26 protein-coding genes and 1 pseudogene are annotated in these 23,848 nt (G+C 72.5%); 20 read left to right on the top strand and 7 right to left on the bottom strand.

The window, feature by feature from the left end; all coding sequences use genetic code 11:
* Window positions 1-29 precede the first annotated feature (29 nt).
* The 9 genes and pseudogenes from ACFYO8_RS12555 to ACFYO8_RS12595 all read left to right on the top strand — a co-directional run bounded on the left by ACFYO8_RS12555 (window position 30) and on the right by ACFYO8_RS12595 (window position 8,816).
* Window positions 30-1,007 carry an NAD-dependent epimerase/dehydratase family protein gene (locus ACFYO8_RS12555; RefSeq protein WP_355093750.1) on the top strand — a complete coding sequence of 326 codons (978 nt, stop codon included), beginning with the start codon at window positions 30-32 and terminating at the stop codon, window positions 1,005-1,007.
* A 74-nt stretch (window positions 1,008-1,081) separates the two neighbouring features.
* Window positions 1,082-2,329 (top strand): LCP family protein, encoded by a 1,248-nt coding sequence (locus ACFYO8_RS12560; RefSeq protein ID WP_355093748.1) that lies wholly within the window; start codon window positions 1,082-1,084, stop codon window positions 2,327-2,329.
* Between the two features lie 203 nt (window positions 2,330-2,532).
* The gene (locus tag ACFYO8_RS12565; protein WP_354866612.1) at window positions 2,533-3,744 is read left to right on the top strand and encodes an LCP family protein; all 1,212 of its coding nucleotides are present in this window, start codon (window positions 2,533-2,535) and stop codon (window positions 3,742-3,744) included.
* Between the two features lie 176 nt (window positions 3,745-3,920).
* On the top strand, window positions 3,921-4,862 hold the full coding sequence (locus tag ACFYO8_RS12570; protein ID WP_354866610.1) for an LCP family protein: 942 nt from the start codon (window positions 3,921-3,923) through the stop codon (window positions 4,860-4,862).
* A 28-nt stretch (window positions 4,863-4,890) separates the two neighbouring features.
* Window positions 4,891-5,226, top strand: coding sequence for a rhodanese-like domain-containing protein (locus ACFYO8_RS12575; protein ID WP_013289303.1), 336 nt, complete (start codon window positions 4,891-4,893; stop codon window positions 5,224-5,226).
* A gap of 15 nt (window positions 5,227-5,241) precedes the next feature.
* Window positions 5,242-6,033 (top strand): glycerophosphodiester phosphodiesterase family protein, encoded by a 792-nt coding sequence (locus ACFYO8_RS12580; RefSeq protein WP_354866608.1) that lies wholly within the window; start codon window positions 5,242-5,244, stop codon window positions 6,031-6,033.
* 77 nt (window positions 6,034-6,110) lie between these two features.
* Window positions 6,111-7,565 carry an ATP-binding protein gene (locus ACFYO8_RS12585; RefSeq protein WP_354866606.1) on the top strand — a complete coding sequence of 485 codons (1,455 nt, stop codon included), beginning with the start codon at window positions 6,111-6,113 and terminating at the stop codon, window positions 7,563-7,565.
* Window positions 7,566-7,584: 19 nt separating this feature from the next.
* Window positions 7,585-7,845 (top strand): annotated as a pseudogene (locus ACFYO8_RS12590) (ATP-binding protein); the annotation flags it as partial.
* 86 nt (window positions 7,846-7,931) lie between these two features.
* The gene (locus ACFYO8_RS12595) at window positions 7,932-8,816 is read left to right on the top strand and encodes a DUF5926 family protein (RefSeq protein WP_354866604.1); all 885 of its coding nucleotides are present in this window, start codon (window positions 7,932-7,934) and stop codon (window positions 8,814-8,816) included.
* A 10-nt stretch (window positions 8,817-8,826) separates the two neighbouring features.
* Here the strand turns inward: ACFYO8_RS12595 and ACFYO8_RS12600 are convergent, their stop codons facing one another.
* A complete protein-coding gene (locus ACFYO8_RS12600) occupies window positions 8,827-10,041 on the bottom strand; it encodes an arginine deiminase (RefSeq protein WP_354866602.1) in 1,215 nt (404 codons plus the stop codon).
* A gap of 162 nt (window positions 10,042-10,203) precedes the next feature.
* Here ACFYO8_RS12600 and ACFYO8_RS12605 point away from each other — a divergent pair, with 162 nt between their 5' ends.
* The 4 genes from ACFYO8_RS12605 to pheA all read left to right on the top strand — a co-directional run bounded on the left by ACFYO8_RS12605 (window position 10,204) and on the right by pheA (window position 13,131).
* Complete coding sequence (locus ACFYO8_RS12605; protein WP_355093742.1) at window positions 10,204-10,941, top strand: hypothetical protein; 738 nt, start codon at window positions 10,204-10,206, stop codon at window positions 10,939-10,941.
* 144 nt (window positions 10,942-11,085) lie between these two features.
* Entirely contained in the window at window positions 11,086-11,535 is a 450-nt protein-coding gene (locus ACFYO8_RS12610; RefSeq protein ID WP_354866598.1) for a hypothetical protein, read from the top strand.
* Window positions 11,536-11,621: 86 nt separating this feature from the next.
* Window positions 11,622-12,167 carry a hypothetical protein gene (locus tag ACFYO8_RS12615; protein WP_387188641.1) on the top strand — a complete coding sequence of 182 codons (546 nt, stop codon included), beginning with the start codon at window positions 11,622-11,624 and terminating at the stop codon, window positions 12,165-12,167.
* 10 nt (window positions 12,168-12,177) lie between these two features.
* On the top strand, window positions 12,178-13,131 hold the full coding sequence (gene pheA, locus ACFYO8_RS12620) for a prephenate dehydratase (RefSeq protein WP_354866597.1): 954 nt from the start codon (window positions 12,178-12,180) through the stop codon (window positions 13,129-13,131).
* A gap of 39 nt (window positions 13,132-13,170) precedes the next feature.
* On the opposite strand, the gene ACFYO8_RS12625 is transcribed toward pheA, so the two are convergent.
* The 3 genes from ACFYO8_RS12625 to ACFYO8_RS12635 form a co-directional block, all read right to left on the bottom strand.
* Window positions 13,171-13,890, bottom strand: coding sequence for an AIM24 family protein (locus ACFYO8_RS12625; RefSeq protein ID WP_354866595.1), 720 nt, complete (start codon window positions 13,888-13,890; stop codon window positions 13,171-13,173).
* Window positions 13,891-13,984: 94 nt separating this feature from the next.
* A complete protein-coding gene (locus tag ACFYO8_RS12630; protein WP_354866782.1) occupies window positions 13,985-14,329 on the bottom strand; it encodes a metallopeptidase family protein in 345 nt (114 codons plus the stop codon).
* Between the two features lie 89 nt (window positions 14,330-14,418).
* Window positions 14,419-14,847 carry an OsmC family protein gene (locus tag ACFYO8_RS12635; RefSeq protein WP_354866593.1) on the bottom strand — a complete coding sequence of 143 codons (429 nt, stop codon included), beginning with the start codon at window positions 14,845-14,847 and terminating at the stop codon, window positions 14,419-14,421.
* Between the two features lie 117 nt (window positions 14,848-14,964).
* Between ACFYO8_RS12635 and ACFYO8_RS12640 the strand changes: the two genes are divergently transcribed.
* The 3 genes from ACFYO8_RS12640 to ACFYO8_RS12650 all read left to right on the top strand — a co-directional run bounded on the left by ACFYO8_RS12640 (window position 14,965) and on the right by ACFYO8_RS12650 (window position 17,489).
* The gene (locus tag ACFYO8_RS12640) at window positions 14,965-15,687 is read left to right on the top strand and encodes a hypothetical protein (protein ID WP_355093740.1); all 723 of its coding nucleotides are present in this window, start codon (window positions 14,965-14,967) and stop codon (window positions 15,685-15,687) included.
* A 168-nt stretch (window positions 15,688-15,855) separates the two neighbouring features.
* A complete protein-coding gene (locus tag ACFYO8_RS12645; protein ID WP_354866589.1) occupies window positions 15,856-16,677 on the top strand; it encodes an HAD family hydrolase in 822 nt (273 codons plus the stop codon).
* Window positions 16,677-17,489 carry an HAD family hydrolase gene (locus tag ACFYO8_RS12650; protein WP_354866587.1) on the top strand — a complete coding sequence of 271 codons (813 nt, stop codon included), beginning with the start codon at window positions 16,677-16,679 and terminating at the stop codon, window positions 17,487-17,489. Before ACFYO8_RS12645 ends, ACFYO8_RS12650 begins: the two co-directional genes overlap by 1 nt.
* A 34-nt stretch (window positions 17,490-17,523) precedes the next feature.
* Here ACFYO8_RS12650 and ACFYO8_RS12655 read toward each other — a convergent pair whose 3' ends face one another.
* Entirely contained in the window at window positions 17,524-18,114 is a 591-nt protein-coding gene (locus ACFYO8_RS12655; protein WP_354866585.1) for a bacterial proteasome activator family protein, read from the bottom strand.
* A 56-nt stretch (window positions 18,115-18,170) separates the two neighbouring features.
* On the opposite strand from ACFYO8_RS12655, the gene ACFYO8_RS12660 reads away from it, so the two are divergent.
* Both ACFYO8_RS12660 and ACFYO8_RS12665 read left to right on the top strand, forming a co-directional pair.
* Window positions 18,171-18,998 (top strand): alpha/beta hydrolase, encoded by an 828-nt coding sequence (locus ACFYO8_RS12660; protein WP_354866583.1) that lies wholly within the window; start codon window positions 18,171-18,173, stop codon window positions 18,996-18,998.
* A 48-nt stretch (window positions 18,999-19,046) separates the two neighbouring features.
* Window positions 19,047-20,267, top strand: a complete 1,221-nt coding sequence (locus ACFYO8_RS12665) for an ABC transporter substrate-binding protein (RefSeq protein ID WP_354866581.1) — start codon at window positions 19,047-19,049, stop codon at window positions 20,265-20,267.
* Between the two features lie 81 nt (window positions 20,268-20,348).
* Here ACFYO8_RS12665 and ddaH read toward each other — a convergent pair whose 3' ends face one another.
* Window positions 20,349-21,182 carry a dimethylargininase gene (gene ddaH / locus ACFYO8_RS12670; RefSeq protein WP_357709896.1) on the bottom strand — a complete coding sequence of 278 codons (834 nt, stop codon included), beginning with the start codon at window positions 21,180-21,182 and terminating at the stop codon, window positions 20,349-20,351.
* Window positions 21,183-21,241: 59 nt separating this feature from the next.
* Between ddaH and ACFYO8_RS12675 the strand changes: the two genes are divergently transcribed.
* Together ACFYO8_RS12675 and ACFYO8_RS12680 are read left to right on the top strand one after the other, a co-directional pair.
* The gene (locus ACFYO8_RS12675; RefSeq protein ID WP_354866577.1) at window positions 21,242-21,700 is read left to right on the top strand and encodes an Lrp/AsnC family transcriptional regulator; all 459 of its coding nucleotides are present in this window, start codon (window positions 21,242-21,244) and stop codon (window positions 21,698-21,700) included.
* 55 nt (window positions 21,701-21,755) lie between these two features.
* Window positions 21,756-22,712, top strand: a complete 957-nt coding sequence (locus ACFYO8_RS12680; RefSeq protein WP_354866575.1) for a zinc-binding dehydrogenase — start codon at window positions 21,756-21,758, stop codon at window positions 22,710-22,712.
* Between the two features lie 7 nt (window positions 22,713-22,719).
* Here the strand turns inward: ACFYO8_RS12680 and ACFYO8_RS12685 are convergent, their stop codons facing one another.
* A complete protein-coding gene (locus ACFYO8_RS12685; RefSeq protein ID WP_387189227.1) occupies window positions 22,720-23,820 on the bottom strand; it encodes a hypothetical protein in 1,101 nt (366 codons plus the stop codon).
* Between the last annotated feature and the right edge of the window lie 28 nt (window positions 23,821-23,848).

Genomic DNA, 23,848 nt, shown 5'->3' on the forward strand with positions numbered 1-23,848 from the left:
CCCCGCCTCGCGTGTATAGGCTGACCGCCATGAAGGTCGCTCCCCGCTTCGGTACCGGACACCGCATCCTCGTCACCGGCGGCGCCGGTTTCGTCCCGTCCCACCTGGTCGACCGGCTCGTCGAGCGCGGCTGCACCGTCGTGGTGCTGGACAACTTCGTCACCGGGTCCAAGGACAACGTGGCCCACCTGCTGGACACGCCGACCTTCACGCTCGTCGAGGCGGACATCTCCGACGGCCTGCCGCACCACCCGGCGATGACCGAGCGGTTCGACGCGATCCTGCACATGGCGTCCCCGGCCAGCCCCACCGACTTCGAGAAGCTGCCGGTGGAGATCCTCCGGGTCGGCTCGGTGGCCACGCTGGCGCTGCTGGAGCGGGCCACCGACGACGGCGCGCGGTTCCTGATGGCCTCCACCTCCGAGGCGTACGGCGACCCGAAGGAGCACCCGCAGCGCGAGACGTACTGGGGCAACGTCAACCCGATCGGCATCCGGAGCGTCTACGACGAGGCGAAGAGGTTCTCCGAGGCGGCCGCCATGGCCTACCACCGCAGCCGGGGCACCGACACGGCGATCGTGCGGATCTTCAACACGTACGGCCCGCGGATGCGCCCGGACGACGGCCGGGCCATTCCGACGTTCATCTCCCAGGCGCTGCGCGGGGAGCCGATCACGGTGCACGGCACCGGCAACCAGACCCGGTCGATCTGCTACGTCGACGATCTGGTGCGCGGCATCCTGCTGCTGCTGGACTCGACCGAGACCGGGCCGATCAACTGCGGCACCGAGCACGAGATGTCGATGCGGCAACTGGCCGAGACGATCGTGTCACTCACCGGAAGCAGGTCCGAGGTGAGCTACATCACTCGCGCCTCCGACGACCCGGAGATGCGCCGCCCGGACCTGACCCTCGCCCGCGAACTGCTCGGATACGAGCCGAGCGTCACGCCCGAGGACGGCCTCCGGCGCACGATCGAGTACTTCCGCGAGCGTCTCGGGTACTGAACCCGCCGAGGACCCGGCTGACATCGGCGCGCGTACGAGGGCGTCGGTGGCCCGGCCGACCTACCCTCGGTTACATGTCAGCGACCTCGTCTGCCGGCGCACCGCTCCCCCGACACCTGAACCGGGGCGCGGGCCGCGCACCGGTTCCCGGCTCCGGCCGGGCCGCCACCGGGCGTACCCGGCCCTCGGAAGCCAGGTGGTACCCCGCACACGACGAGGCACCCCGCTCCGGCGGTCCCGGCGGCCCGGCGGGCCCGGCCGGTCCCGATGGTCCGGGCGGCGGCGGTCCGGGCGGGTCCGGCAGGCGTGGTCCCCGGCCGCGCTGGGGGCGCATCGGCCTGGTGGCCGGCGTCGCGGTGCTGGTGCTGGCGCTGCTCGGCGGCCTCGGCGCCTGGTTCTACGCCCGCAACCTGGACGACGATCTGGCGCGTACCGACCCGTTCGCCGGACTCACCGGGGGCCGGCCGGCCAAACAGGTCGACGGCGCGTTCAACATCCTGCTCGTCGGCAGCGACTCGCGTGATCCGGACGCTCCGGTCGACGGCTCCGGCAAGTGGCGCGCGGACACCGTGATCGTCATGCACATCCCGGCCGACCACAAGCGCGCCTATCTGGTCTCGGTGCCGCGCGACCTGTACGTGCCGATCCCGGAGAGCGCCGGCGCGTCCTGTGACTCCGGTTCCCGCAACAAGATCAACGCGGCGTTCGCGTTCGGCGGCCTGCCCCTCGCGGTGAAGACCGTCGAGTGCTTCACCGACGTACGGATAGACCACGTGATGGCCATCGACTTCGGCGGTTTCAAGGAGGTCACCGACGCGCTGGGCGGGGTCGACCTCAAGGTGGAGCGGACCATCACCTCGATCCACAAGCCGTACCGGACGTTCACCAAGGGCGTGAACCACATGAACGGCGCCGAGGCGCTGGACTGGGTCCGGCAGCGCAAGCAGTTCCCGGACGGCGACTTCGCCCGGATGCGGCACCAGCAGGAGTTCCTGAAGGCGCTGATGGACAAGGCGGCGAGCACCGGGACGCTCACCAACCCGAAGAAGCTCAACGATTTCCTCAAGGCGGTGACCGCCGCCGTCACGGTCGACCAGGGCTTCTCGTTGACCGACATGGCAGTGCAGTTCCGCAGCCTGCGGGGCGAGAACCTGACGTTCGTCACCAGCCCGCACCTGGGCGGCCAGACCATCGACGGCCAGTCGGTGGTGGTGTCCGATCGGGAGAAGGCGCTGGCGATGTACAAGGCGATCGCCGCGGACCGGATGGCCGAGTGGATGCAGGCCAACCAGAAGGATTCGGGCGACAGCGCGGGCGGCTGACGCCGGCACGGCATGACCGGTGTCGCGCGCTGGATCCCTCGCCACCACGGAGGCCAACCGCCGACCGGCTCCTTACTCCTGCCCGTTCGGCCACACCCCGAGGGTGCTGCCGGGATTGACGGGAATTGCCGCTCTACGAGGTCGCATAAACGAGAACCAGTACGTAAAGTGGTCCCGCCCCCGATCACCGAGCTGGAGCACGCATGCCGGTCCAGACCAGCCGTCGCACCCACTCACCGGGACCCGGATCATCCGGGCGGGTTCCTCCGGTCATCCCCCCACAGCCCGGTTCCGGCGGTCGCGGTCCCGGCGGTGGCAAGAAGAAGCGCACCAAGCGCAAGGACCCGCTCTGGGCGAAGCTCACGCTCGTGCTCGGCGCGGTGCTGATGGTGACGAGTGGCGTGGCGATCGTCGGCAGCAAGGCGGTCATCGGTCAGGCCACCAGCAACATCGCCCAGCGCAACCTGCTCGGCGAGGCGGGCAAGACCAAGGCCGAGGGCGGCAACAACCTCGAAGGCCCGATCGACATGCTGCTGCTCGGCGTGGACGCGCGTGCCCGCTGGGCCGCCGACGACGTCCGGGCCGACACGATCATCGTGCTGCACATTCCGGCCAGCCACGACCAGGCTTACCTGATCTCGATTCCGCGTGACACCGAGGCGCACATCCCGGCGTCCAAGAACGGCTTCAGGGGCGGCACCGACAAAATCAACTCCGCCTTCCAGATCGGCGCGCGCAACGGCGGCGGCTGGGAGGGCGGCGCCCAGATGATGGCCAAGACCATCAAGGGGATGACCGGGATCAGCTTCGACGGGGCCGCGATCATCAACTTCGGCGGATTCAAGAACGTCATCGACGAGCTCGGATCGGTGCGGATCTGCGTGACCGAGGAGGTCTCCTCCCTGCACATGTCGTACGTCGACGGCAAGCCGATGTGGAACGCGGACGCCAAGAAGACCGGCAAGCAGCGCAAGCCGGTGACGTACAAGAAGGGCTGCCAGGAGATGGAGGGCTGGCAGGCGCTCGACTACTCCCGGCAGCGCAAGACCCTCCGCAACGGCGACTACGACCGCCAGCAGAACCAGCAGCAGCTGATCAAGGCGATGGCCAAGAAGGCCTCCGAGAGCGGTACGCTGACCAACCCGATCAAGCTGAACGGGCTCATCAAGGCGGCCGGCAAGGCGTTCGTGCTGGACACCGGCGGCGTATCGATCGAGGACTTCATCTTCACGATGAAGGGTGTGACCGGCAACGACCTCGTCACCCTGCGGACCAACGGTGGCACCTTCAACGGCAACGGCAACAACCGCGAGGTGCTCAACCAGCTCAGCATGGACATGTTCCAGGCGGTCAAGGACGACAAGCTGGCCGAGTTCGTGGTGAACAACCCGGACGTCCTCTCCACCCGTAAATGACGTTCTGACCTGCGCGAAAGCGATACCGGTCGGCCGATCCCCCGTACCCTGGACGTGAGCGGGTCTCATGTCGCGGCTACGGGGGGATCGTCACGTCCAGGCCAGCACGGAACCGACGCGGGCGGGGTGGACCCGCCCGCTGGGCGCGGATCCTGCTCGGCGCCGGGCTCGTCCTGGTGCTGCTCGCCACGCTCGGCGTCGCCGGTCTGCGCTGGCTCAGCTCACGCTACGACCGCACGGTCGCCAAGGAGCAACTGCTCGACCCGGCCGCCCGGAAGAAGCGGACAGACCTGGACGGCGCACTCAACTACCTGCTGATCGGCTCGGACCACCGGCCCGGCGCGAGCCCGGACGACCAGCGCTCCGACAGCATCCTGATCGTGCACGTGCCGGCCGGGATGCGGCAGGCGTACCTGATCTCCGTGCCGCGCGACCTGCTGGTGGCGCTCCCCGCGACGCCCGGCTTCCCCGGCGGCCAGGACAAGGTGAACGCCGCGTACGAGCACGGCGGCGGCGGTGAGGGCGGCGCGCGGCTGCTCAGCGCCACCCTGAGCCGGCTCACCGGGATCCGCTTCGACGGCGCGGCGCTCGTCGACTTCTCCGGTTTCAAGCAGGTGATCGACCAGCTCGGCGGCATCCGGATGTGCGTGGACACGCCGGTGCGCTCGATCCACACCCAGCACCAGTTCGACGCCGGCTGCCAGCAGATGGACGGCGCGCGGACGCTCGACTACGTACGGCAGCGCTACGACCTGCCCGGCGGCGACTACGACAGGCAGCGGCACCAGCAGCAGATGCTGCGGGCGATGGTCGACCGGGCCGGCCAGACGCGGCTGCGCAACGACCCGGTCAAGCTGGACCGGGTGCTGCGCGCGGCGGGCGGGGCGCTGACCGTGGACACCAACGGCGTACCCCTGGACGAGCTGTTGTTCGCGCTGCGCGGCCTGCCCGCGGACGCCCTGCGCGGGGTCCAGGTGCCCTCCTACCCGCAGACCATCGACGGCGTCTCGTACGTGGTGCTGGACGACGACGGCGGCGGCGGGCTGTTCACCGCGCTGCGCGACACGCGCGTGCCGCAGTGGGCCGGCGCGAACCCGCGCTGGGTCAACCGGCTGTGAGCGGCTCGGGCGACTAGGCTTGGTTACCGTGTTCGGAGCCTCACTACCCAGCGTGCCCGCGTCGGCCGTGCCCGACGACGTCTACCTGCTCGACGTCCGGGAGGACGACGAGTGGGCCGCCGGCCACGCGCCGGCCGCCCATCACCTGCCGATGACCGAGTTGCCCGCCCGGATCGCCGAGATCCCGCAGGACCGCGACGTGGCGGTGATCTGCCGTTCGGGCGGACGGTCCGCCCAGGTGGTCGGTTACCTCATGCGCAACGGCTGGGACCAGGTGCGCAACGTCGACGGCGGGATGGGTGACTGGGCCGCCGCCGGTCGTCCGGTGGTCACCGACGACGGGCAGCCGGGCCGGGTCGCCTGAGCCGGTGACGCGTCCGTGACCGCCCCCCTGGTCTTCGCCCATCGCGGCGCCTCGTACGACCTGCCGGAGCACACGCTCGCCGCCTACCTGCGCGCCCTGGACGAGGGCGCGGACGGGCTGGAGTGCGATGTCCGGCTGACCCGCGACGGGCACCTGGTCTGCGTCCACGACCGCCGGCTGGACCGCACCAGCAACGGCCGTGGGCTGGTCAGCGCGCGAACGCTCGCCGAGCTGGAGGCGCTCGACTTCGGCTCCTGGCACCGGGCCGCGGCGCTCGCCGAGGACGACGTGCCGCTGGACGAGTCGCACACCCGGTTGCTCACGCTGGAACGGCTGCTCGACGCGGTGCTGGCCGCCGGGCGGCCGGTCCGGCTGCTGATCGAGACCAAGCACCCGTCGCGCTATCGGGGCGAGGTGGAGCGCCGCCTGGTCGAGTTGCTGCGCCGGTACGGGCTGGCCGAGCCGCGCCCGGACCATCCCGTCCAGGTGACCGCGATGTCGTTCTCGCCGTTCGCCGTACGCCGGATCCGGGAACTCGCGCCGGCGCTGCCCACGGTGCTGCTGCTGGAGGTCCTGCCGCGCCTGCTGCCGCTGGGCCGGTTGCCGTTCGGCACCCGGATCGCCGGTCCCGGCGTGGCTCTCGTCCGGGCCCGCCCGCGCCTGGTCCCCTCGCTGCGCGCCGCCGGCAACTCGGTGTACGTCTGGACCGTCAACGAGCCGGAGGACCTGGAACTCGTGCTCGAAGCGGGCGTGGACGGGGTGATCACGGACCGGCCGGCCCACGCGCTGGCCCGGTTGGGCCGGTGAGTCCCGTCGATCGGTACGGGGGGACGGTCGACCGGCCGGGGGTGTCCCCGACGCGCACGGCGCGGCACACTCGTGGCATGCCGGAGCGAACCGACTACCCCGCCTTCATCGCCGGCCACACCGCAGTGATCAATATGATCAACTCCGGCGAGTCCGGTCTCGCCGTGCTCACCCGCCTGCTCGGCGAGGTCCAGCCGACGGTCGGCGCGGCCGGCCTGGTCTTCGTGGAGTTCACCCCGGCCGGTGGACGGGTGATCGCGGCGACCGGCAACGCCGAGTTCGTGCTCGGCCGCCCGCTGCCCGCCAGCGATCCGGCCACCGTCTGCCTGCTCGCCGGCCCGCCGGTACGGGAGGTCCGGGTCGACGCGATCCCGGGCGCGCTCGCCGACGAGGTCGCCGGCCGTGGTCTCTGCCGGATGATCGTGGCGCGCGCCGAGATCGGCGGGCTCACAGTCGGCAGCCTGCACGCGCTCTACCCGCTGGGCGAGCCGCTGCAACCCTCGCAACGGGCCGTCATCGGCTACATCGCCGCGTGCGTCGCCCACATGTACGGCGACCAGACCGGTCTGCCGGTGCACGGGGACGGCCCGGTCGTGGCGGCGCTCGCCGACGGGCTGGCGGTGGTGGACCGGGACGGGCGGGTCCGGCTCTGGAACCCGGCCGCGGTCCAGGTCACCGGCCGGCCGGCGGACGAGGCGTTGAGCCGCCCGCTGCCGTTCCCGCTGCCGCCGCCCGGCCATGTGCTCGACCACCGGCTGCCCGACGGCCGCTGGCTGCGGATCACCTCCGGCGAGTTGCCCGGCCCGAACGCGCTGCGCGTGGTCACCTTCCGCGACACCACCGACCAGCAGCGGCGCGACCACGACCGGGATCTGTTCGTCGCGGTGACCAGCCACGAGCTGCGTACCCCGGTCACCGTCATCAAGGGGTACGCGGACACGCTCACCGACCACTGGGACTCGCTGAGCGACGGCGACCGCAGGCAGGCCGCCCGGATCATCGGCCAGCGCGCGAACGAGCTGGCCCGCCTGGTCGACCGACTGCTGACCGCCGCCACCGAGAACCGCCCCGGCGGTGAGCCGACCGCGCCGTTCGACCTGGTCGACGCGCTGCGCGCGGCGGTGACCGACCTGCCGGCCGACGTCCGGCACCGGGTCGTGCTCGACCTGCCCGCCGACCTGCCGAAGGCGCTCGGCGACCGGCACAGCCTCGCCACGGTACTCACCGAACTGGGCACCAACGCCGGAAAGTACTCGCTGCCGGACACGCCGATCGAGATCACCGCCGAGGCGAACGAGCGGACCGTCTCGTTCCGGGTGGCCGACCGGGGCATCGGCATCCGCCCGGAACACGTGGAGCGGGCCTTCGAACGGTTCTGGCAGGGGGAGTCCGGCGACCGCCGCCGCTATCCCGGGGCCGGGCTCGGCCTCTATCTCGTTCGCCAGATCGTTGAACAGCAGAAAGGATGGGTATCCCTACGGCCTAGAAACGGTGGCGGTACGGTCGCAGAGGTGCGGCTGCCCCGGGGCTGACCCGGGGCGCTCACGGGCGGGGAAGGAACTGCGGGTCGCCTGGCGGCTACGCCCGACCGAGCGGGGACCGAGCATCGAGCTACGGGTCACCGACGGCGGCACCGGCGCCGGCCCGTGCATGCGTACCGCCTCGCCGGACGCGGCCGACGGGCGCGGGCTGCACATCGTCGCCGGGCTCGCCAGCGGCTGGGGGGTGGAGCGCGATGGTCTGGGCCAGAGCGTGTGGGCCCGGTTCGACCCGGTCCCGGCGCAGCGGACGGACCTGGTCGCCGCCGGCTGACCGACGCGACAGCCGGGTCCGGCCCCCACCGCCGGGGCTCGGCATCTAGGCTGTCTCGCCATGAGCGAGCGGAGCGGAGCGGGCGCATGAGCAAGCGTCGGAAGAACCAGCGGGCCGTCGAGGCCACCCCGAAGCGGGAGAAGGTACGCGACGTCTTCGTGCCCCGGCCGTTCGAGGGCTTGGCCGACGAGCCGGAGTGGATCGCCCTGCGCGAGCTGGTCCCGGCCGCGTCCGCGCCGCTGCGGCTGACCCCGGACCTGATCGAGGAGTACGGCGACCGGCCGGTCACGCTGGCCACGGTGCTGCCGATGGCCGCCCCGGCGATCACCAAGCCGGACGGGCGGGTCTTCATCGGCCTGCAGCGGCACCAGCAGTCCGGCGACGTCTCCCGGGACCTGGCCGACGCGCTGATCTCCGCGCTGCGCACCGAGCCGGGCGGCCAGGTGAGCGTGCCGCCGCTGCCCGGGCCGGGCCCCCGCCTCCAGGACATCCTGGTGGACGGCCCGCTGGAGATCAGCATGCACGACGGGTTCGACTTCTGGCTCGACCCGGGCGCGGCCGACGACCCGAACGTGCAGGCGTCCCTGGAGCGGGCCAACTCGGCCATCTACCCGACCGTCAAGCTGGCCGCCGCGCGGGCCGCGTACTGGTGCCAGGTGCCGGAGAAGGCCCACGTTCGCCTGGTCCTGGCGGAGGACGAGGACGCCGCGCTGGACGCGCTGTCCCGGCTGGCCGCGGCGGGCGCGCTGACGCTCGGCGACGACACGAAGTTCGCGGGCATGTTCCGGGCGCACGGGCGGCTGGCGCCGGTCTGGGACCTGCCGGAGGACACCCCGGCCGCCGAGTGGGAGGCGCCGGTGGCGGAGTTCGCCAAGCGCTACGCCGAGGCGGTCGCGGAGCGGGAGCCACTCGACGCGGCCGGCCGCCGGGCCCGCCAGGGCCTGCTCGGCCGCCAGTTGACGCTGCGCTGACGTCTCCGGGTCAGGCGGCCCCGCCCTTCTCCCGCACCAGCGGGCAGGACATGCAGCGCGGGCCGCCCCGCCCGGAGCCCAGCTCCGACCCGGCGATGGCGATCACCTCGATGCCGGCCCGTTCCAGTTGCGCGTTGGTCTCCACGTTGCGCTCGTAGCCGACGCAGAGCCGGGGCGCGAGCGCGAGCGTGTTGTTGCCGTCATCCCACTGCTCCCGTTCGGCGGTGACCGGGTCGAGGCCGGTGTCGATCACCCGGAGCTGGTCGAGGTCCATCGCGTCGGCAGCGGCCCGCAGGAACGGCGCCGGCCCGTCGACCCGCAGGTCGTCGCCGTCCGCGCCGGCGATGACCGTGTACGCGGACAGCTCGTCGGCGACGTTCGGGTACATCAGCACGGCGTCGGCGTCGACCATCGTGCAGATCGTGTCCAGGTGCATGGTGGCGCGTTCCTGCGCGATCGGCACCACCAGGATGGTGTGTGCCAGGCCGGCCGCGAACACCTGCCGGGCCAGCCGTTCCGCGCCGGCCGGGGTGGTGCGCTCGCCGACGCCGACGGCGAGCACTCCTGGCGCGAGCAGCAGCACGTCGCCGCCCTCCAGGTGCTCCAGCCGGGGGTGGTAGACGAACTCGGTGCCGGCGAAGCGCGGGTGGTAGCGGTAGATGGCGTCGGTGAGCGTGGTCTCCCGCCGCCGGGCCGGCATGGCCAGGCTGGTCACACCGACCCGGTCGCCGATCCAGACCGACGAGTCGCGGGTGAACAGCAGGTTGGGCAGCGGGTCGATGACGAAGTCGTGCCGGTTCATCAGCGTCCAGACCAGACCGCCGGGGCGGTCGGCGCCGATCCGCAGTTCCTCGTGGGCCAGCCCGGCGGTGAGCACGTCGGCCAGCCCGGCCGGGTCGAGGTACGTCAGATGGTCGGCGACCCGGCGCCGCAGGGTGTGGCCGAGCCGGCGGGACCGCAGCACCTGCTCGGTCAGCTCGGCCCGGGCGTCGGCCACGGCGAGCGTCTCGACCAGCAGGTCGACCAGATAGAGCACCTCGACCCCGCGGGACCGCAGCGCCGCCGCGAACGCGTCGTGCTCCTCCTGCGCGCGTCCCACCCATGGGATAGCGTCGAACAGGAGACTGTCGTTGTTGCGTGGGGTGAGGCGGGCCAGTTCCGGTCCCGGACGGTGCAGCAGCACCGTCCCGAGGCGGGCGACTTCGCTGTCCACATAGTGGGTCACCCCCGCAGCCTAGGGCAGGCTTGCGCAGCATCCGGAAAAGAAGTGTGAATGAATATGGCATTCATCCGCACTCACTCCGGCGGTCCAACTTGCCGAGCCCCCGGGGGCGCAACGTAGGGTAGTGGAGACATAACTTCGAGAGACCTTTTGCCGGAGGTCGCGATGACTGTCTTTCCCGCTCGTCGAGCCGTATCGAGTAGGGCACTGCCGCCCCACACGGTGCCGCACTCCCGGGTCGAGCCCACCTCGGTGCTCGAACCGGCCCGACCGACTCCATTGGAGTGGGCCCGGCGTCGCCGGGCGGAGCGGGGGGCCCGCCGGTTGGAAGCGGCCGGGGCCCGCGCCCTGGGCCAACTCGACCACCTCGGTCCCGCCTGGCACGTCATCGAATGGCCCCGGACGGACCCGGCCGAGATGCTGCTCGACCGCGGCGGCGACGACCGCGCCGGGTTCCTGGCCATCGGGCCGAGCGGCCTGTTCGCGGTCACCATCGCCGACCACGGCCGGGCCCGGGTGCTGGTGGCCGGAGACGTGGTCCAGATCAACGGCAAGCGCCCGCCGTACGTGGCGGAGGCACGCCGGGACGCCAAGCGGGCCAGCAAGGCCCTCTCCGACGCGGTCGGCCTGCCGATCCCGGTTACCCCGGTGCTGACGTTCGTCGGCTCCGGGGTGATCAGCGTCTACGGCCTGCCGAAGGACTGCCTCATGGCCACCCACCGCGAGCTGGATCGCCTGCTGGTGGCCGGCGGAAACCGGATCAGCCCGGCCACCGCCGAGAAGCTCTCCCGCGTCGCCCAGGCACCGGCGACCTGGTTCAACGGCACGTACCGTCCATCCGCCGACTACCGGTGGTATGACGAGGGCCGAACGGCCGCTGACAAGCGGGCCGCCCGCCGGTAACGTCTCCGGCGACGCCACGCGGCCCCCGGCACCGCCCCCGACTGGTTCCGTCGGTCCGCGCCGTCGCCGGCCGCCCGGCAGCCGATGCTTCCGCCGCACCGACCGGCTAGCGTGGACAGACGGTCGGTGTACATAGGAGGCGCGGTGGCCCACGTCGAACTCTCACTCTCGGAAGTGTTCGCGCCCGCGGCATCCACCGAGCAGGAGTCCGACAACTTCGGGCAGTGGTCCGGCATGGTCTCCCGGGCCGCCGAGCCGTGCCTGCTGATCGACGCCGGCACCACTGTCGTGGCGATCTCCTCGTCCGGCTGCGGCCTGCTCTGCCTGGGCGCCCCGGAGGACGTGATCGGCCTGCCCCTGCTGGAGGGCGGCCTGCGCCTGGTCGACTTCACGGCCAGACCGAGCGAGCTGACCGAGCAGGAGACCGACAAGATCCCGCCGTTGCTCGCGCTGCACTCCGGGCGGCTCGCCCGCGGCCTGCTGCGCGTGCAGGGGCCCGGCTCCCACGCCGGCCGGACGGTCGACGCCATCTCCACGCCGGTGCTCACCGACGGCGCGGTGGCCGGCTCGCTCACCTTCCTCTCCGCGGTCTGACCCCCGCGACGGGACCCGGTGTGCTTCACCCGGGCCGGTCGACCTCCTACGATGACCTCGGCCCCGCAACACGACGACACCCCTCGATGTCGAGGACGCACACCGTGCCAGGCACCCCGCACCCCCGCCGCCACCGCCACCGCCCGCTGGCGCTGCTGATGCTGCTCGCCCTCACCGCCTGCGGCACCCCGCCCGAGCTGCGCGCACCACCATCCGCCGCCGCGACGCCCGGCCCGGCCCGGACGGCGTCCGCCACGCCGACCCCGAGCGCCACCCCGACCCCACCGGCGCCGGTCCTCCCGCCCACGCTCGCCCCGTCCGTGCCGTCGTCGGCGGCGCCCTGCCGGGGGCGGCCCTCCGGCGACCGGATAGTCGCGCTGTTGCGCGGCTCCGCAGGCGTGCTGCCCCGCGACGTCCGGGTCACCGTGACGACCGGTCCGCTCTGCGCCGACGGCTGGCAGTACACAGTGCTGACGGTCCCCGGGCACGAGGAGTTGCAGGTGGTCACCCGCGGCGAGACCGGCACGCCGAGGCTGGTCACCGCCGGCACCGACGTGTGCGGCGTCGAGGTACGGACCGTGGCGCCGGCCGGCATCCGCACCCTGGCCTGCGACGGCACGCCAGGTGCGTAGGCTGGTCGGCATGCCCGGAACACCGCCGACCCGCTTCATCTACCTGGGCCCCGAGGGCACCTTCGCCGAGCAGGCGCTGCGTACCGTGCCCGCCGCCGAGCGCGGGGACCGCACACCCGCCCGCAGCGTCGGCGAGGCGCTCGACGCGGTACGCGCCGGAGAGGCGGACGCGGCACTGGTGCCGCTGGAGAACTCCATCGGCGGCGCGGTCGGGGTGACGCTCGACGAACTGGTCGAGGGCGACCCGCTGGTGATCACCCGCGAGGTGGTCCTGCCGGTGGAGTTCGTGCTGGCCGCCCGCGCCGGCGGGCTGTCCGACGTCCGCGCCGTCGCGGCCCACCCGCAGGCGTCCACCCAGTGCCGGGGCTGGCTGCGGGAGCACCTGCCCGACGCCACAGTGGTCGACGTGCTCTCCAACGGCGCCGCCGCGGCCGGGGCGGCCAGCGGCGAGTACGACGCCGCCATCTGCGCCCCGATCGGGGCGACCCGGCACCGGTTGTCGGTGCTCGCCGACAAGATCGCCGACCACTCGGACGCGGTGACCCGGTTCGCGCTCGTGGCCCGCCCCGGACCGCCCCCGCCGCCCACCGGCGACGACCTCACCTCGCTCGCGGTGTTCCTCGCCCACGACCGGGTGGGCGCGCTGCTGGCGGTGCTGATGGAGCTGGCGGTACGCGGCGTGAACATGACCCGGATCGAGTCCCGCCCCACCGGCGAGGCGCTCGGCCGTTACGTGTTCTTCCTGGACTGCGCCGGGCACGTCGCCGACGTACGCCTCGGCGAGGCGTTGCAGGGGCTGCGCCGGGTCTGCGCCGACGTGCGGTTCCTGGGGTCGTACCCCCGGCACCGCTGGAGCACGGCGGTGGGTGAGCAGCCGGCGCCGGTGCCGCCCGGGCTCACGGACGCCGACTACGCCGACGCGGCGGCCTGGGTGGCCCGGCTACGGGCCGGAGAGCTGAGCTGACCGGCCCGGGGCGACCTCGCCGCCCCGGGCACCGGAGGGTCACTGAAGCAGGCCGCCGAGCACGCCGCCCTGCTGCTGGGAGCCGCTGCCGGCCACCGGAGGCTCCTCGGAGGGCTGGACCACCACGAAGCCCTGCCCGGCGAAGCTCATCGTGAACGCCTCGCCGGTGCTGCGGCCGAGCAGCGTGCCGAGGCCGAGCTGCTCAGCTCGGTGGTAGCCGGTCTGGAGGTTCGCCGACCAGCAGACCGCCGCCTGCGGGTCCACGTACGTCGGCGCGTCCACGTTCAGCACCACAGGGGTGCCCTTGGTGGTGATGGCGATCCGGCCGTGCCCGGTGAAGACGCAGTTGAACAGGCCGGAGGAGGACGCGAAACCGGCGCCGCCCACCATCTTGATGTCGTACTGAAGGGTCGGGTCGAACGCCAGCACGCTGGAACCGTTGATGGACAGCGCGTCGCCCGGCTCCAGGTCGATGATGTGCACGTCCTTGGCGAAGTCGGCGAGGAAGACGTCACCGCGCCCGGAGAGCTTCATCAGCGGCACGCCCTCACCGGTGAGCCGCTGCTTGATGAACTTGCCGATGCCGCCGGAACCGAGCGCCTGGAAGTGCACCTGCCCCTGGTAGGCGACCATCGACCCGACGCGGGCCATCGCCTCGCCGTTCAGCTCGATCTTCAGCATCTTGGCGTTCTGCAACCTCATGCCCGGCTGCTGGGACTCCTTCTCAAGGTTCTCTGCGGAGAACAGCGCGCTGCGCATGGGTCTTCCTCCTGCATCAGATCGGTCTGATCCGCAGGTTAGGGGACCGGCGCAACCGCCGGAATCGGCCGGGCGGGGACGCTCCGCAGGCCGGTCAGCCCCAGCCCAGGGCGTGCAGCCGCTCGTCGTCGATGCCGAAGTGGTGGGCGATCTCGTGCACCACCGTCACCGCCACCTCCTCGACGACGTCGTCGTCGGTGTCGCAGATCGCCAGGATCGGGTTGCGGTAGATCAGGATGCGGTCGGGCAGCACGCCCGAGTAGTCCCAGCCGCGATTGGTGAGGGCATGTCCCTCGTACAGGCCGAGCAGGTCCTCGCCCGGCGGCGGGTCGTCCTCCACCAGGATGACCACGTTGCTCATCAACCCGAGCAGTTCCTCGGGCACCTCGTCGAGCGCCTCGCCGACCAGTTCCTCGAACCGGTCCCGGCTCATCTCCACAGCCACGCGGCCCGGTCACTCCCTCCCGATCGGGCACACCGCAGGGCGAGGGCGTCCCGCAGGACACCCCCGCCGTGCCGTACGCGATGTCAGGCCAGACGGGCGTTCAGCGTGATCTGCGCGCCCGGGGACAGCAGCCGGGAGATCGGGCAGTTCTCCTTGGCCGCCTCGGCGAGCTTGGTGAACTCGGTCTGGTCGATGCCCGGTACCTGGCCCACGGTCTCCAGGTCGATGCGGGTCACCGTCATACCGGCGTCGGTCTTGTCGAAGTGCACCTTGGCGGTGGTCTCCACTGCCGACTCCTGGGCGCCGGCGTCGGCGAGCTGCTTGGAGAGGGCCATCGAGAAGCAGCCGGCGTGCGCGGCCCCGATCAGTTCCTCGGGGTTGGTGCCCTCGCCCTCCTCGAAGCGCGACTTGAAGGAGTAGTTGCCGGACAGGCCGCCCTTGCCGGTGCGGACGGTGCCGGACCCCTCGGTGAGGTTGCCCTGCCAGCGAGCGGATGCGGTACGGATAGGCATGGCACCGACGCTAACCGAAAGCGGGCCGCCCCGCACCGGACCTCGGGTCGCGATCCCGGCCGGTGGGCGTGGGCTGTGCCATGATTCGACCCAGGCCCGCGCACGGGAAGGGTGGCCATGTCGCAGGATCTCCCCGTTCCCCGGCAGGACAAGCGGATCCCCATGCAGGACAACCGGTCCGACGACACCACGATCGTCGAGTGGGGCGACACCGAGCCGGAGTCGTCCGGCCGGGCCGGGCGCTCGTTCGCCGCGCTGGGCCGGGACCGTCGCCTGCCGACGGTGCTCACCGGGCTCGGCGCGGTGGCCGCCGTCGCCTCGCTGATCGGCGAGTGGCTGGTGATCGCGGTGCCGGCCGAGGTCCGGGGCGGCGAGACACCCACCCGGCTGACGAACGGCATCTCCGACATCGGCGGGCTCGGGACGGCGTACCTGGTGGGCCTGCTCGGGCTGTCGGTCGCGGTGGTGCTGACGCTGCGCGGCGCCCCGGCCGTACGGCGGCACGCCGGGCTGGCCGGGCTGGGCCTTGCCGCGGGCGTGCTCGGGGTGCTCGTCGCGACCGCCGCCTCCCTCGAACAGATCGCCCGGCGCATCCTGTTCTTCGTCGGCGAGCAGCGCCTCCAGGTCGAGCACGGACGCGGCCTGGTCAGCGCGTTCGTCGCCGTCGCGCTGCTGGCGGCCGCGCTGTACCTGGCCGGCCGGGCGCCCGGCGCCGAGGAGCCGGACGTGGACCGGCCCGGCCACGGCCGCCGGGCGGACGAGGACGATCTGCCCCCGGCCCCGGCGGACCTGACTGTGCAGCCCACGACGCCGTTCGCCGATCCCGGCCGGTCCCGCTGAGCCACGCCCGGCAGGGCGTACGCCGGCCACCGGAGCTTCGCCGCCGATTCGCCGGAAAGCCGTGGTTGCCGCCCGTCGCGCGAGATACGGTTGCTGCCCGCCGTCCCATGGTCGCGGCACCCGAGGACCTGGTCGGCCGGCGTGACGGCGGCGGGCGAAGGAGGAACCATGACCCGCCCGGGACTGCCCAAGCTGATCGCCACCGACCTCGACGGCACGCTCGTCCGCAGCGACGAGACCGTCTCCGCGTACACCCATCGGGTGCTGGACCGGGTGCGGTCCGCCGGGATCCCGGTGGTCGGCGCGACCGGCCGCGGACCGCGCCTGACCGAACTCACCCGCAACGACATCCGGGCCGCCGACTTTCTGGTGATGGCCGGCGGCGGCCGGGTGGTGGACCAGAGCGACCCCGAGGGGCCGCTGGTGCTGCGCGACGAGCGCCTGCCCGGCGAGGTGCTGGCCCGGATCCTCACCGACCTGGAGGCGGCGGTCGGTCCGCTGACGGTGATGGTGGAGGCGTCGGACGAGCACGACGCGCCGTTGTGGGGCGACTACCACCCGAGCTGGCCCTACCCGGACCGGTTCGAGGCGCGCAGCCGGACGGAATGCCTGTCCTGCGACGTCATCAAGGCGTTCGCCCGGACCGCCGACCACCACGTGGACGAGCTGCTGGCCGCGGCCCGCGCGATCGTGCCGCCGGAGGTGGCCACGCTCACCCAGGCCGGGCTCGGCTTCATCGAGATCTGCCCGCCCCGCACGGACAAGGCCAGCGGCCTGAGCGTGATCGCCGAGCGGCTCGGCGTGGACCCGGCGGACGTGCTGGTCTTCGGCGACCAGCCGAACGACCTGCCGATGTTCGGCTGGGCGGGATGGGCCCGGGTGGCGGTGGCGAACGCCCACCCGGAGGTGCGCGCCGCGGCGGACGAGGTCACCCTGCGCAACGACGACGACGGCGTCGCGGTCTACCTGGACCGACTACTGTCCCGATGATGGAAGATCCACCTCGGCTCGTCGCCTCCGACATCGACGGCACGCTGCTGCGCGACGACCGGACGCTCAGCCCGCGTACCGCCGCGGTGCTGGCCCGCATCGCCGCCGCCGGCACCCCGGTGGTCCTGGTCACCGGCCGTCCGATCCGCTGGCTCCAACTCGTGTACGAGCAGCTCACCGAGCCGCTGCCGGCCATCTGCGCGAACGGCGCCGTGGTGTACGACCCGCACACCGACCAGGTGCTGCGGGCCGACCCGTTCGCCCCGGAACTGCTGGCCGAGGTGGCCCGGCGGCTGCGCGCCGAGGTGCCCGGAATCAGCTTCGCGGTGGAGATCGTGGACAGCCGGCAGATGCGGCACGAGGCGCACTACCCGCTGCGCTGGGACGCCGACCACGACGCGATCCGGGCGATCGAGTCGCCCGAGGAGCTACTCGCCGCGCCCGCGGTGAAGCTGCTGGCCCGCGCCGGCGACCAGGACCCGGACGTGTTCGTCCGGGTGGTGGCGGGCGCGCTGGAAGGGCTGGCCGAGGCGACCCACTCGTCGTACAGCGGGCTGATCGAGATCTCCGCCGCCGGTGTGACGAAGGCGGCCGGCCTGGCCTGGTACGCGGAGCGGCTGGGCGTCGACGAGCGGGACGTGCTGGCCTTCGGCGACATGCCGAACGACGTGCCGATGCTGGCCTGGGCCGGACGGGCGGTGGCCGTCGCCAACGCCCACCCGGCCGTACGGGAGATCGCACACGAGGTCACCGGGCCGAACACCGAGGACGGCGTGGCGGCGTACCTGGAGAAGGTCTTCGGGGTGGACTGAGCGGCCGGGGCGCGCGACGCGCCCCGGCCTGCGGTCACAGGTACTGGCCGGGCGCGTGGCCCTCGGCGCTCCCGGGCATCCCGGGCATGCCCGGGATCACGCCGCCCGGGCCGCTGGGCAGCGCCTGACGGCCGGAACGCATCTGCTCCAACTGGACGCGGGCGGCCATCTGCTGGGCCACGAGCGCGGCCTGGATGCCGTGGAACAGCCCTTCCAGCCAGCCCACGAGCTGGGCGTGTGCGATGCGCAGCTCGCCCTCGCTCGGCGTCTGCTGCTCGGTGAACGGCAGCGAGATCCGCTCCAGCTCCTCGCGCAGCTCGGGGGCGAGGCCCTCCTTCAGCTCGACGATCGAGCGTTCGTGGATCTCCCGCATCCGGTTCCGGCTGGCGTCGTCCAGCGGCGCGGCCTTCACCTCCTCCAGCAGCTGCTTGATCATGCTGCCGATCCGCATCACCTTGGCCGGCTGCTCGACCAGCCGGGTCGGGTCCTCGCCCTTGTCCTCGTCGGTCTGCACCGTGCCGACCGGGCGGCCGTCCGGCCCGACCACCACCACGGTGCCGGGGATCCCATCGTTGCCCTGTTCGTCGTCGTGTCCGGCGGAATGCGCTTCGGTCATGGCACCCATCTTTACCCACGCGAACCAGGTGCACGCGGCCGGACCGGTGGCGCTACCGTCGCCGCATGCTCTCCGACCCGCGCGAGGTGCTGACCCGCCCGTCCCCGCCCCCGGATGCCACAGTCGCCTACGGCGACCATCCGGACCAGTGCGCCGACCTGCGCCGGCCGGCCGGCGACGGGCCACCCCGGCCGCTGGTGGTCGTGGTGCACGGGGGCTTCTGGCGGGCGGAGTACGACCGCACCCACACCGGTCCGATGGCGGCGGCGCTCGCCGCGCTCGGCCACCCGGTCGCGCAGATCGAGTACCGCCGGACCGGCCAGCCGGGCGGTGGCTGGCCGCACACGCTGGCCGACGTCCGCGCCGGGATCGCCGCGCTGCCGGAGCTGGCCGCCGCCGCACTGCCCGGCCGGGTGGCGCCGGCGCCGCCGATCCTGGTCGGTCACTCCGCAGGCGGGCACCTGGCCCTGTACGTGGCCGCGAAGGCCCCGGAGACGGTCGGCGGGGTGCTCGCGCTGGCGCCGGTTGCCGACCTCGCTCAGGCGTACCGGCTGGACCTGGACGGGGGTGCGGTGGCCGCGCTGCTCGGCGGCGGCCCGGAGGAGGTGCCGGACCGGTACGCGGAGGCGGATCCATCATCATTGGTGCCTTTTCGCACACGCACGGTAGTCATTCACGGCCAGGCGGACCTCCAGGTTTCGGTGGCGATCAGCCGGTCCTGGGTGGCCGCCGACCGGGCCGCCGGAGGCTCCGCCACCCTCGTTGAGCTGCCGGAATGCGAGCATTTCGGACTCATCGCCCCGGATTCCACCGCCTGGCCCCTGGTGATCGAGGCGTTGCGGTCGCTTCACGGTGATCTTCAGGGCATTGACGCAGCGTCTCCGAGCAGGTAGAACGCCGAAGGGGTGTGCACCATGGCCACCCTGTCGGGAAGGAAATCGGTGGCACAGATGAACCGCAGGCGGACGCTGCAACTGCTGGCCGCGCTGGGTACCACCGGACTGGCGGCGGGCTGCGGCTCCGGGGACGACTCCGGGGAGCAGGCCGGATCCGGCAGCCCGATCAAAGTCGGGCTGATCGTGCCCGGCAGCGGGGCGAACAAGGCCATCGGCGACGAGATCACGAACGGCTTCCAGCTCTTCCTCAGCATGCGCGGCCAGCAGATCGCCGGCCACCCGGTCACGCTCGTGGCCGCCGAGGAGGGCGACACCGCCGCCACCGGCAAGGCCGCCGTCGACCGGCTGCTCAAGGAGGGCGTTCTCGCGCTCACCGGCGTGGTCAACCCGGCCGTGATGACCGGCATCAAGGATGCCGTCGAAGAGGCCCGGGTGCCGCTGCTCGGCTCCAACGCCTCCCCGTCGACGCTCCAGGGCGTGGTCTACATCTGGCGCACGTCGTACGTGCTGACCGAGCCCGGCGAGGCGCTCGGCGAGTACCTGCGCCAGAAGCTGGACGCGTCGAGCCGGATCGCCATCTTCGGCACCCGCGGCCCGGGCAGCCAGGACGTCGTCGAGGGCCTGCGGCGCACGTACGAGCGGGGCCGCCGGCTCACCGAGGACCCGATCTTCACCGACGACGACCCCAACCCCTCCCGGACGCTCTACTCCGGGCCGATCAGCAAGGCGCTCGGGCGCAAGCCGGACGCGGTCTTCTGCCACTACTCCGGCGCGCAGGCCGTGCAGTTCGTCAAGCAGCTCTACGCGCAGGGCTACCGGGGACCGATCTACGCTCCCGGGTTCCTCACCGAGGGCACCGCGCTCGACCAGCTCGACGACGGGGAGAAGGGCCGCGAGCGCAAGCTGATCCAGTCGCACGGCATCGAGACCGCGCTGAACTACTCGGCCGACCTCAACAGCACCGCGAACCGGATCTTCGCCTCGGCGTACCGGAAGACGTTCAACTCGGCACCCACCACGTACGCGATGGCCTCCTACGACGCCGCGCTGGTGCTGGACAAGGCGATCCGGCTGGCCGGCGCGAACCCGTCGCCGCAGCAGGTCAACCTGGCACTCGGCAAAATCGGCCAGGTGGACAGCCCGCGCGGCACCTGGCAGTTCAACCAGACCCGTACCCCACAGCAGAAGTGGTACCTGCGCCGGGTGCAGACCGACGGCCGCCTGCTCTCCAACGTCGTGATCAACGAACTGGCCACGCTGGGCTGACCGGAACCCGTACGCGCCGAAGGGCGGTCTCCCCGGGGGAGGCCGCCCTTCGCGCGTCGAGGCGTGACGTCGAGGCGTGGCTCAGTGCCGCAGCTCGGCGATGCAGCACTTCACGCTGCCGCCGCCCTTCTTCAGCTCGGCCAGCTCCACCGGGACCGGGTGGTAGCCGGCCGCCTTCAGCTTGCCGGCCAGCCGGGTCGCCTCGTTGTTCAGCACCACGTTGAGCCCGTCGCTGACGAGGTTCAGGCCGAACGCCAGCGCGTCCTCGTCGTCCGCGACGATCGCGCCCGGGAAGAGCTGGGCCAGCACCTGCTGGCTCGCGTGGGAGAAGGCGCCCGGGTAGTAGACGATGTTCTCGTCGTCGATCGAGGCCAGCGCGACGTCCAGGTGGTAGAAGCGCGGATCGACCAGGTGCAACGAGACCACCGGCCGTCCGAGCGCCTCCTGCGCCTCCGCGTGCGCGGCCGGCTCGGTCCGAAAGCCGTAGCCGGCGAGGATCAGGCCGCCGTGCGCGTCCGGCAGGTACGCGAAGTCGCCCTCGCCCTCGTTCGTCTCGCTCGGCGCGATGAACCGCCAGCCCTGCTCCTCGTAGAACGCCCGGTGCGCGGCGGCCTCGGCGGACCGCTGCTCGTGCTTGAACCGGGCGCCGTAGGCGGTGCCGTCGACCACGAGGGCACCGTTGGCCGCGTACACCATGTCCGGCAGGCCCGCCTCGGGGGCGAGCAGGTGCACGTCGTGACCCAGCCCGACGAGCGTCTCCCGCAGCCGGTCCCACTGCTTGACCGCCAGTTCGGCGTCGACCGGCGTGGTCACGTCCATCCACGGGTTGATCGCGTACTCGACCGTGAAGTGCTCGGGCGAACACATGAGATATGTCCGCTTTCGCGGGACTCGCTGCTGGTTCACGGTCACCAACAGTAGGTACGGTACAACTTTGGTAACAGCCACAAGCATTGCTTCCCGGGAGCAGAACGTTGCAGATAGACGCGGTTGACCAGCGAATCATTGCGTTACTCGTCGCGGATGCTCGCGCCTCGTACGCGGACATCGGCAGCCGGGTGTCACTCTCCGCCCCCGCCGTCAAGCGACGGGTCGACCGCCTCCGATCCGCCGGGGTGATCCGGGGGTTCACCGCCGTCGTCGACCCGGCCGCGGTCGGCTGGACCACCGAGGCGTTCGTCGAGCTGTTCTGCGCCGGCCGGACCACTCCGGCGCAGATCGGCGCCGCCGCCCGCCGGCATCCCGAGGTGGTCGGCGCGTACACCGTCTCCGGAGAGGCGGACGCGCTCGTGCACCTGCGCGCCGCGGACATCTCCCACCTGGAGGACGCGCTGGAACGGCTGCGCGCCGAATCGTTCGTCACCTCGTCCCGCAGCACCATCGTGCTCTCCCGGCTCGTCGAGTCCCCGGGCGTCGGACCGTCCACTCCTTGACCTCAACCTCACTTCATGTCGTGCACTCGTCATCGGTGGACGACGAGGAGGCGGTATGCGTGCGGTGTGGCTACGAGAGTTCGGCGGACCGGAGATGCTCGTGCCCGGAACGGCGCCCGACCCGGCACCCGGACCGGGCCAGGTGCTCGTCGACGTGGCACACGCGAACATCACGTTCATCGAGACGATGTTCCGGGCCAGCGGATTCGGACCGTTCGGCACCGAGCTGCCGGTGATCCCCGGCAACGGCGTCGGCGGCACGATCACCGCGCTCGGACCGGACGTCGACCCGGCGCTCGCCGGACGCGTCGTGGTCACCGTGACCGGCGGCACCGGCGGGTACGCCGAGCGCGTCGTGGTCGACCAGGCCGCGCCCGTCCCCGTACCCCCGGGGTTGCCGCTGGACGCGGCGGTGGCGCTGATGGCCGACGGCCGGACCGCCCTGATGCTGGCCCGGGCAGCCGGGCTGCGGCCGGGCGACCGGGTCCTGGTCGAGGCGGCGGCCGGTGGCGTCGGATCCCTGCTCACGCAGTCGGCGGCGGCGGCCGGGGCGACGGTGGTGGCCGCCGCCGGCGGCCCGGCGAAGGTCGACCTGCTCCGCGCCGCCGGCCTCGACGTGGCCGTCGACTACCGGCAGGCCGGCTGGACCGACCGGGTCCGGGACGCCGTCGGCGCCGTCGACGTGGTGTTCGACGGCGTCGGCGGGCCGCTCGCCCGGGAGGCGTTCGACCTGCTGGACCGCGGCGGGCGGATGCTCAGCTTCGGGCTGGCCGGCGGCGCCTGGGCGGACATCCCGGCCGAGGCGGCAGCCGCACGCGGCGTCACGCTGCTGAGCCCACGCCCCGGCCCGGACGAGCTGCGCGCCCTCACCGAGGCGGCACTCGCCGAGGGCGCGGCCGGGCGGCTGCGACCGCTGATCGGGCAGCGTTTCCCGCTGGACCGGGCCGCCGCCGCGCACGCCGCGATCGAGGCCCGTCAGACGGTGGGCAAGACCCTGCTCGACGTACGCTGATCCGGGCTCAGAGGTACATGCCGGTGCGGTGCTCCTCGGCCCGCGCCGGCTTGTCGCCCTCGCCGAAAAAGCGCTTGCCGCCGAACTCGCCGTGCAGACGGTCGTCCAGCTCGTCCGCGAGACCGGTCATCACCTGCACCGCGAGCATCAGATGGGTGGCCTGGAAGTTGCGGCCGAAGACCGGGATCGACGCCCACACCGTGTCGTCGGCGCAGTAGAGCCGGCCGATCGGCATCCGGTTGGTCAACTCGGAGAGCTTCACGTAGAGGCGCTCGGTCGGCTCGACCTCGGTCAGCACCGGCGAGAAGACGTCCACCAGCGGCGGGTTGTCGCGCACCCGGACGAAAACCATGGCCGACCCGGCCCGGATGTTTATGTCACCGTCGGAGTCGACCTGGAGCTGGTCGGACGCGGACTTCAGCATCGTCGACACGACGGTGCGGACCCGCTCCTCCAGCGCCAGCACGTCGTTCTCGCCGGCCTGGGCGGCCGCCGCCGCGGCCAGCGCCTCCTCCAGGTCGGCCTCGACGTCGCGGTCCGGGCCGAACTCGCCGCGGGCGGTGCCGAGCGGCTCCACCGGTAGCGGCTCGTCCTCGGCGTCGTGCACCAGGTAGACGAGGAAGGCCGGGTGCGGGGCGCCGTAGACGTCACGCAGCGTCCGGGACAGCACGGCAGCCAGCCGGGTCGCCTCGTCGGCGCCGCAGTCCAGCCCGAACTGCTCGCCGGAACCCGCCACCACACCCGGCGGCGACCAGCCGAGCGCCACCATGTCGGCCACCGCCGCCCGGTCCAGCCGGTAGCCCTGCGGCAGCGTGGCGTTGCCGACCGCGCGGGCCGAGAGGCGTCCCTCCTCGCCGGCATCCGCACTCACCGAGTAGACGGCGTCCCCGGTGCCCGAGGCGGTCGGGTCGAGCGTCACCTCCAGATGCCCGCCCGTGGGCAGCCCGCGCAGCCGGTCGGCGAGGGCCCGGGCGAACTCCCGCCAGGCCTCGGTGACCTTGGCCCGGAGATCAGCAGTGGTCGGCTCGTCGAGCAGGATCGGCTCGTGGTGCTCCGGCGTGGCGCCGGTGGCCTGCTCCTCCGGCGCCGAGGGGTGGTCTGCCGTCATATATCGCCTCCGTCCGTTCCCGTCACCC

Origin of the sequence: Micromonospora sp. NPDC005257 (genome assembly GCF_042872445.1) — a bacterium.
Taxonomy (GTDB): domain Bacteria; phylum Actinomycetota; class Actinomycetes; order Mycobacteriales; family Micromonosporaceae; genus Micromonospora.

What these genes read in the sequence shown, in the direction of transcription:
- ACFYO8_RS12625 (WP_354866595.1), bottom strand. Translation starts at nt 13,890, where the DNA reads ATGCGCAGCGCGCTGTTCTCCGCAGAGAACCTTGAGAAGGAGTCCCAG.
- ACFYO8_RS12595 (WP_354866604.1), top strand. Translation starts at nt 7,932, where the DNA reads ATGAGCAAGCGTCGGAAGAACCAGCGGGCCGTCGAGGCCACCCCGAAG.
- pheA (WP_354866597.1), top strand. Translation starts at nt 12,178, where the DNA reads ATGCCCGGAACACCGCCGACCCGCTTCATCTACCTGGGCCCCGAGGGC.
- ACFYO8_RS12565 (WP_354866612.1), top strand. Translation starts at nt 2,533, where the DNA reads ATGCCGGTCCAGACCAGCCGTCGCACCCACTCACCGGGACCCGGATCA.
- ACFYO8_RS12585 (WP_354866606.1), top strand. Translation starts at nt 6,111, where the DNA reads ATGCCGGAGCGAACCGACTACCCCGCCTTCATCGCCGGCCACACCGCA.
- ACFYO8_RS12560 (WP_355093748.1), top strand. Translation starts at nt 1,082, where the DNA reads ATGTCAGCGACCTCGTCTGCCGGCGCACCGCTCCCCCGACACCTGAAC.
- ACFYO8_RS12605 (WP_355093742.1), top strand. Translation starts at nt 10,204, where the DNA reads ATGACTGTCTTTCCCGCTCGTCGAGCCGTATCGAGTAGGGCACTGCCG.
- ACFYO8_RS12655 (WP_354866585.1), bottom strand. Translation starts at nt 18,114, where the DNA reads ATGGGTGCCATGACCGAAGCGCATTCCGCCGGACACGACGACGAACAG.
- ACFYO8_RS12640 (WP_355093740.1), top strand. Translation starts at nt 14,965, where the DNA reads ATGTCGCAGGATCTCCCCGTTCCCCGGCAGGACAAGCGGATCCCCATG.
- ACFYO8_RS12555 (WP_355093750.1), top strand. Translation starts at nt 30, where the DNA reads ATGAAGGTCGCTCCCCGCTTCGGTACCGGACACCGCATCCTCGTCACC.
- ACFYO8_RS12685 (WP_387189227.1), bottom strand. Translation starts at nt 23,820, where the DNA reads ATGACGGCAGACCACCCCTCGGCGCCGGAGGAGCAGGCCACCGGCGCC.
- ACFYO8_RS12635 (WP_354866593.1), bottom strand. Translation starts at nt 14,847, where the DNA reads ATGCCTATCCGTACCGCATCCGCTCGCTGGCAGGGCAACCTCACCGAG.
- ACFYO8_RS12660 (WP_354866583.1), top strand. Translation starts at nt 18,171, where the DNA reads ATGCTCTCCGACCCGCGCGAGGTGCTGACCCGCCCGTCCCCGCCCCCG.
- ACFYO8_RS12650 (WP_354866587.1), top strand. Translation starts at nt 16,677, where the DNA reads ATGGAAGATCCACCTCGGCTCGTCGCCTCCGACATCGACGGCACGCTG.
- ACFYO8_RS12645 (WP_354866589.1), top strand. Translation starts at nt 15,856, where the DNA reads ATGACCCGCCCGGGACTGCCCAAGCTGATCGCCACCGACCTCGACGGC.
- ACFYO8_RS12615 (WP_387188641.1), top strand. Translation starts at nt 11,622, where the DNA reads ATGTCGAGGACGCACACCGTGCCAGGCACCCCGCACCCCCGCCGCCAC.
- ACFYO8_RS12680 (WP_354866575.1), top strand. Translation starts at nt 21,756, where the DNA reads ATGCGTGCGGTGTGGCTACGAGAGTTCGGCGGACCGGAGATGCTCGTG.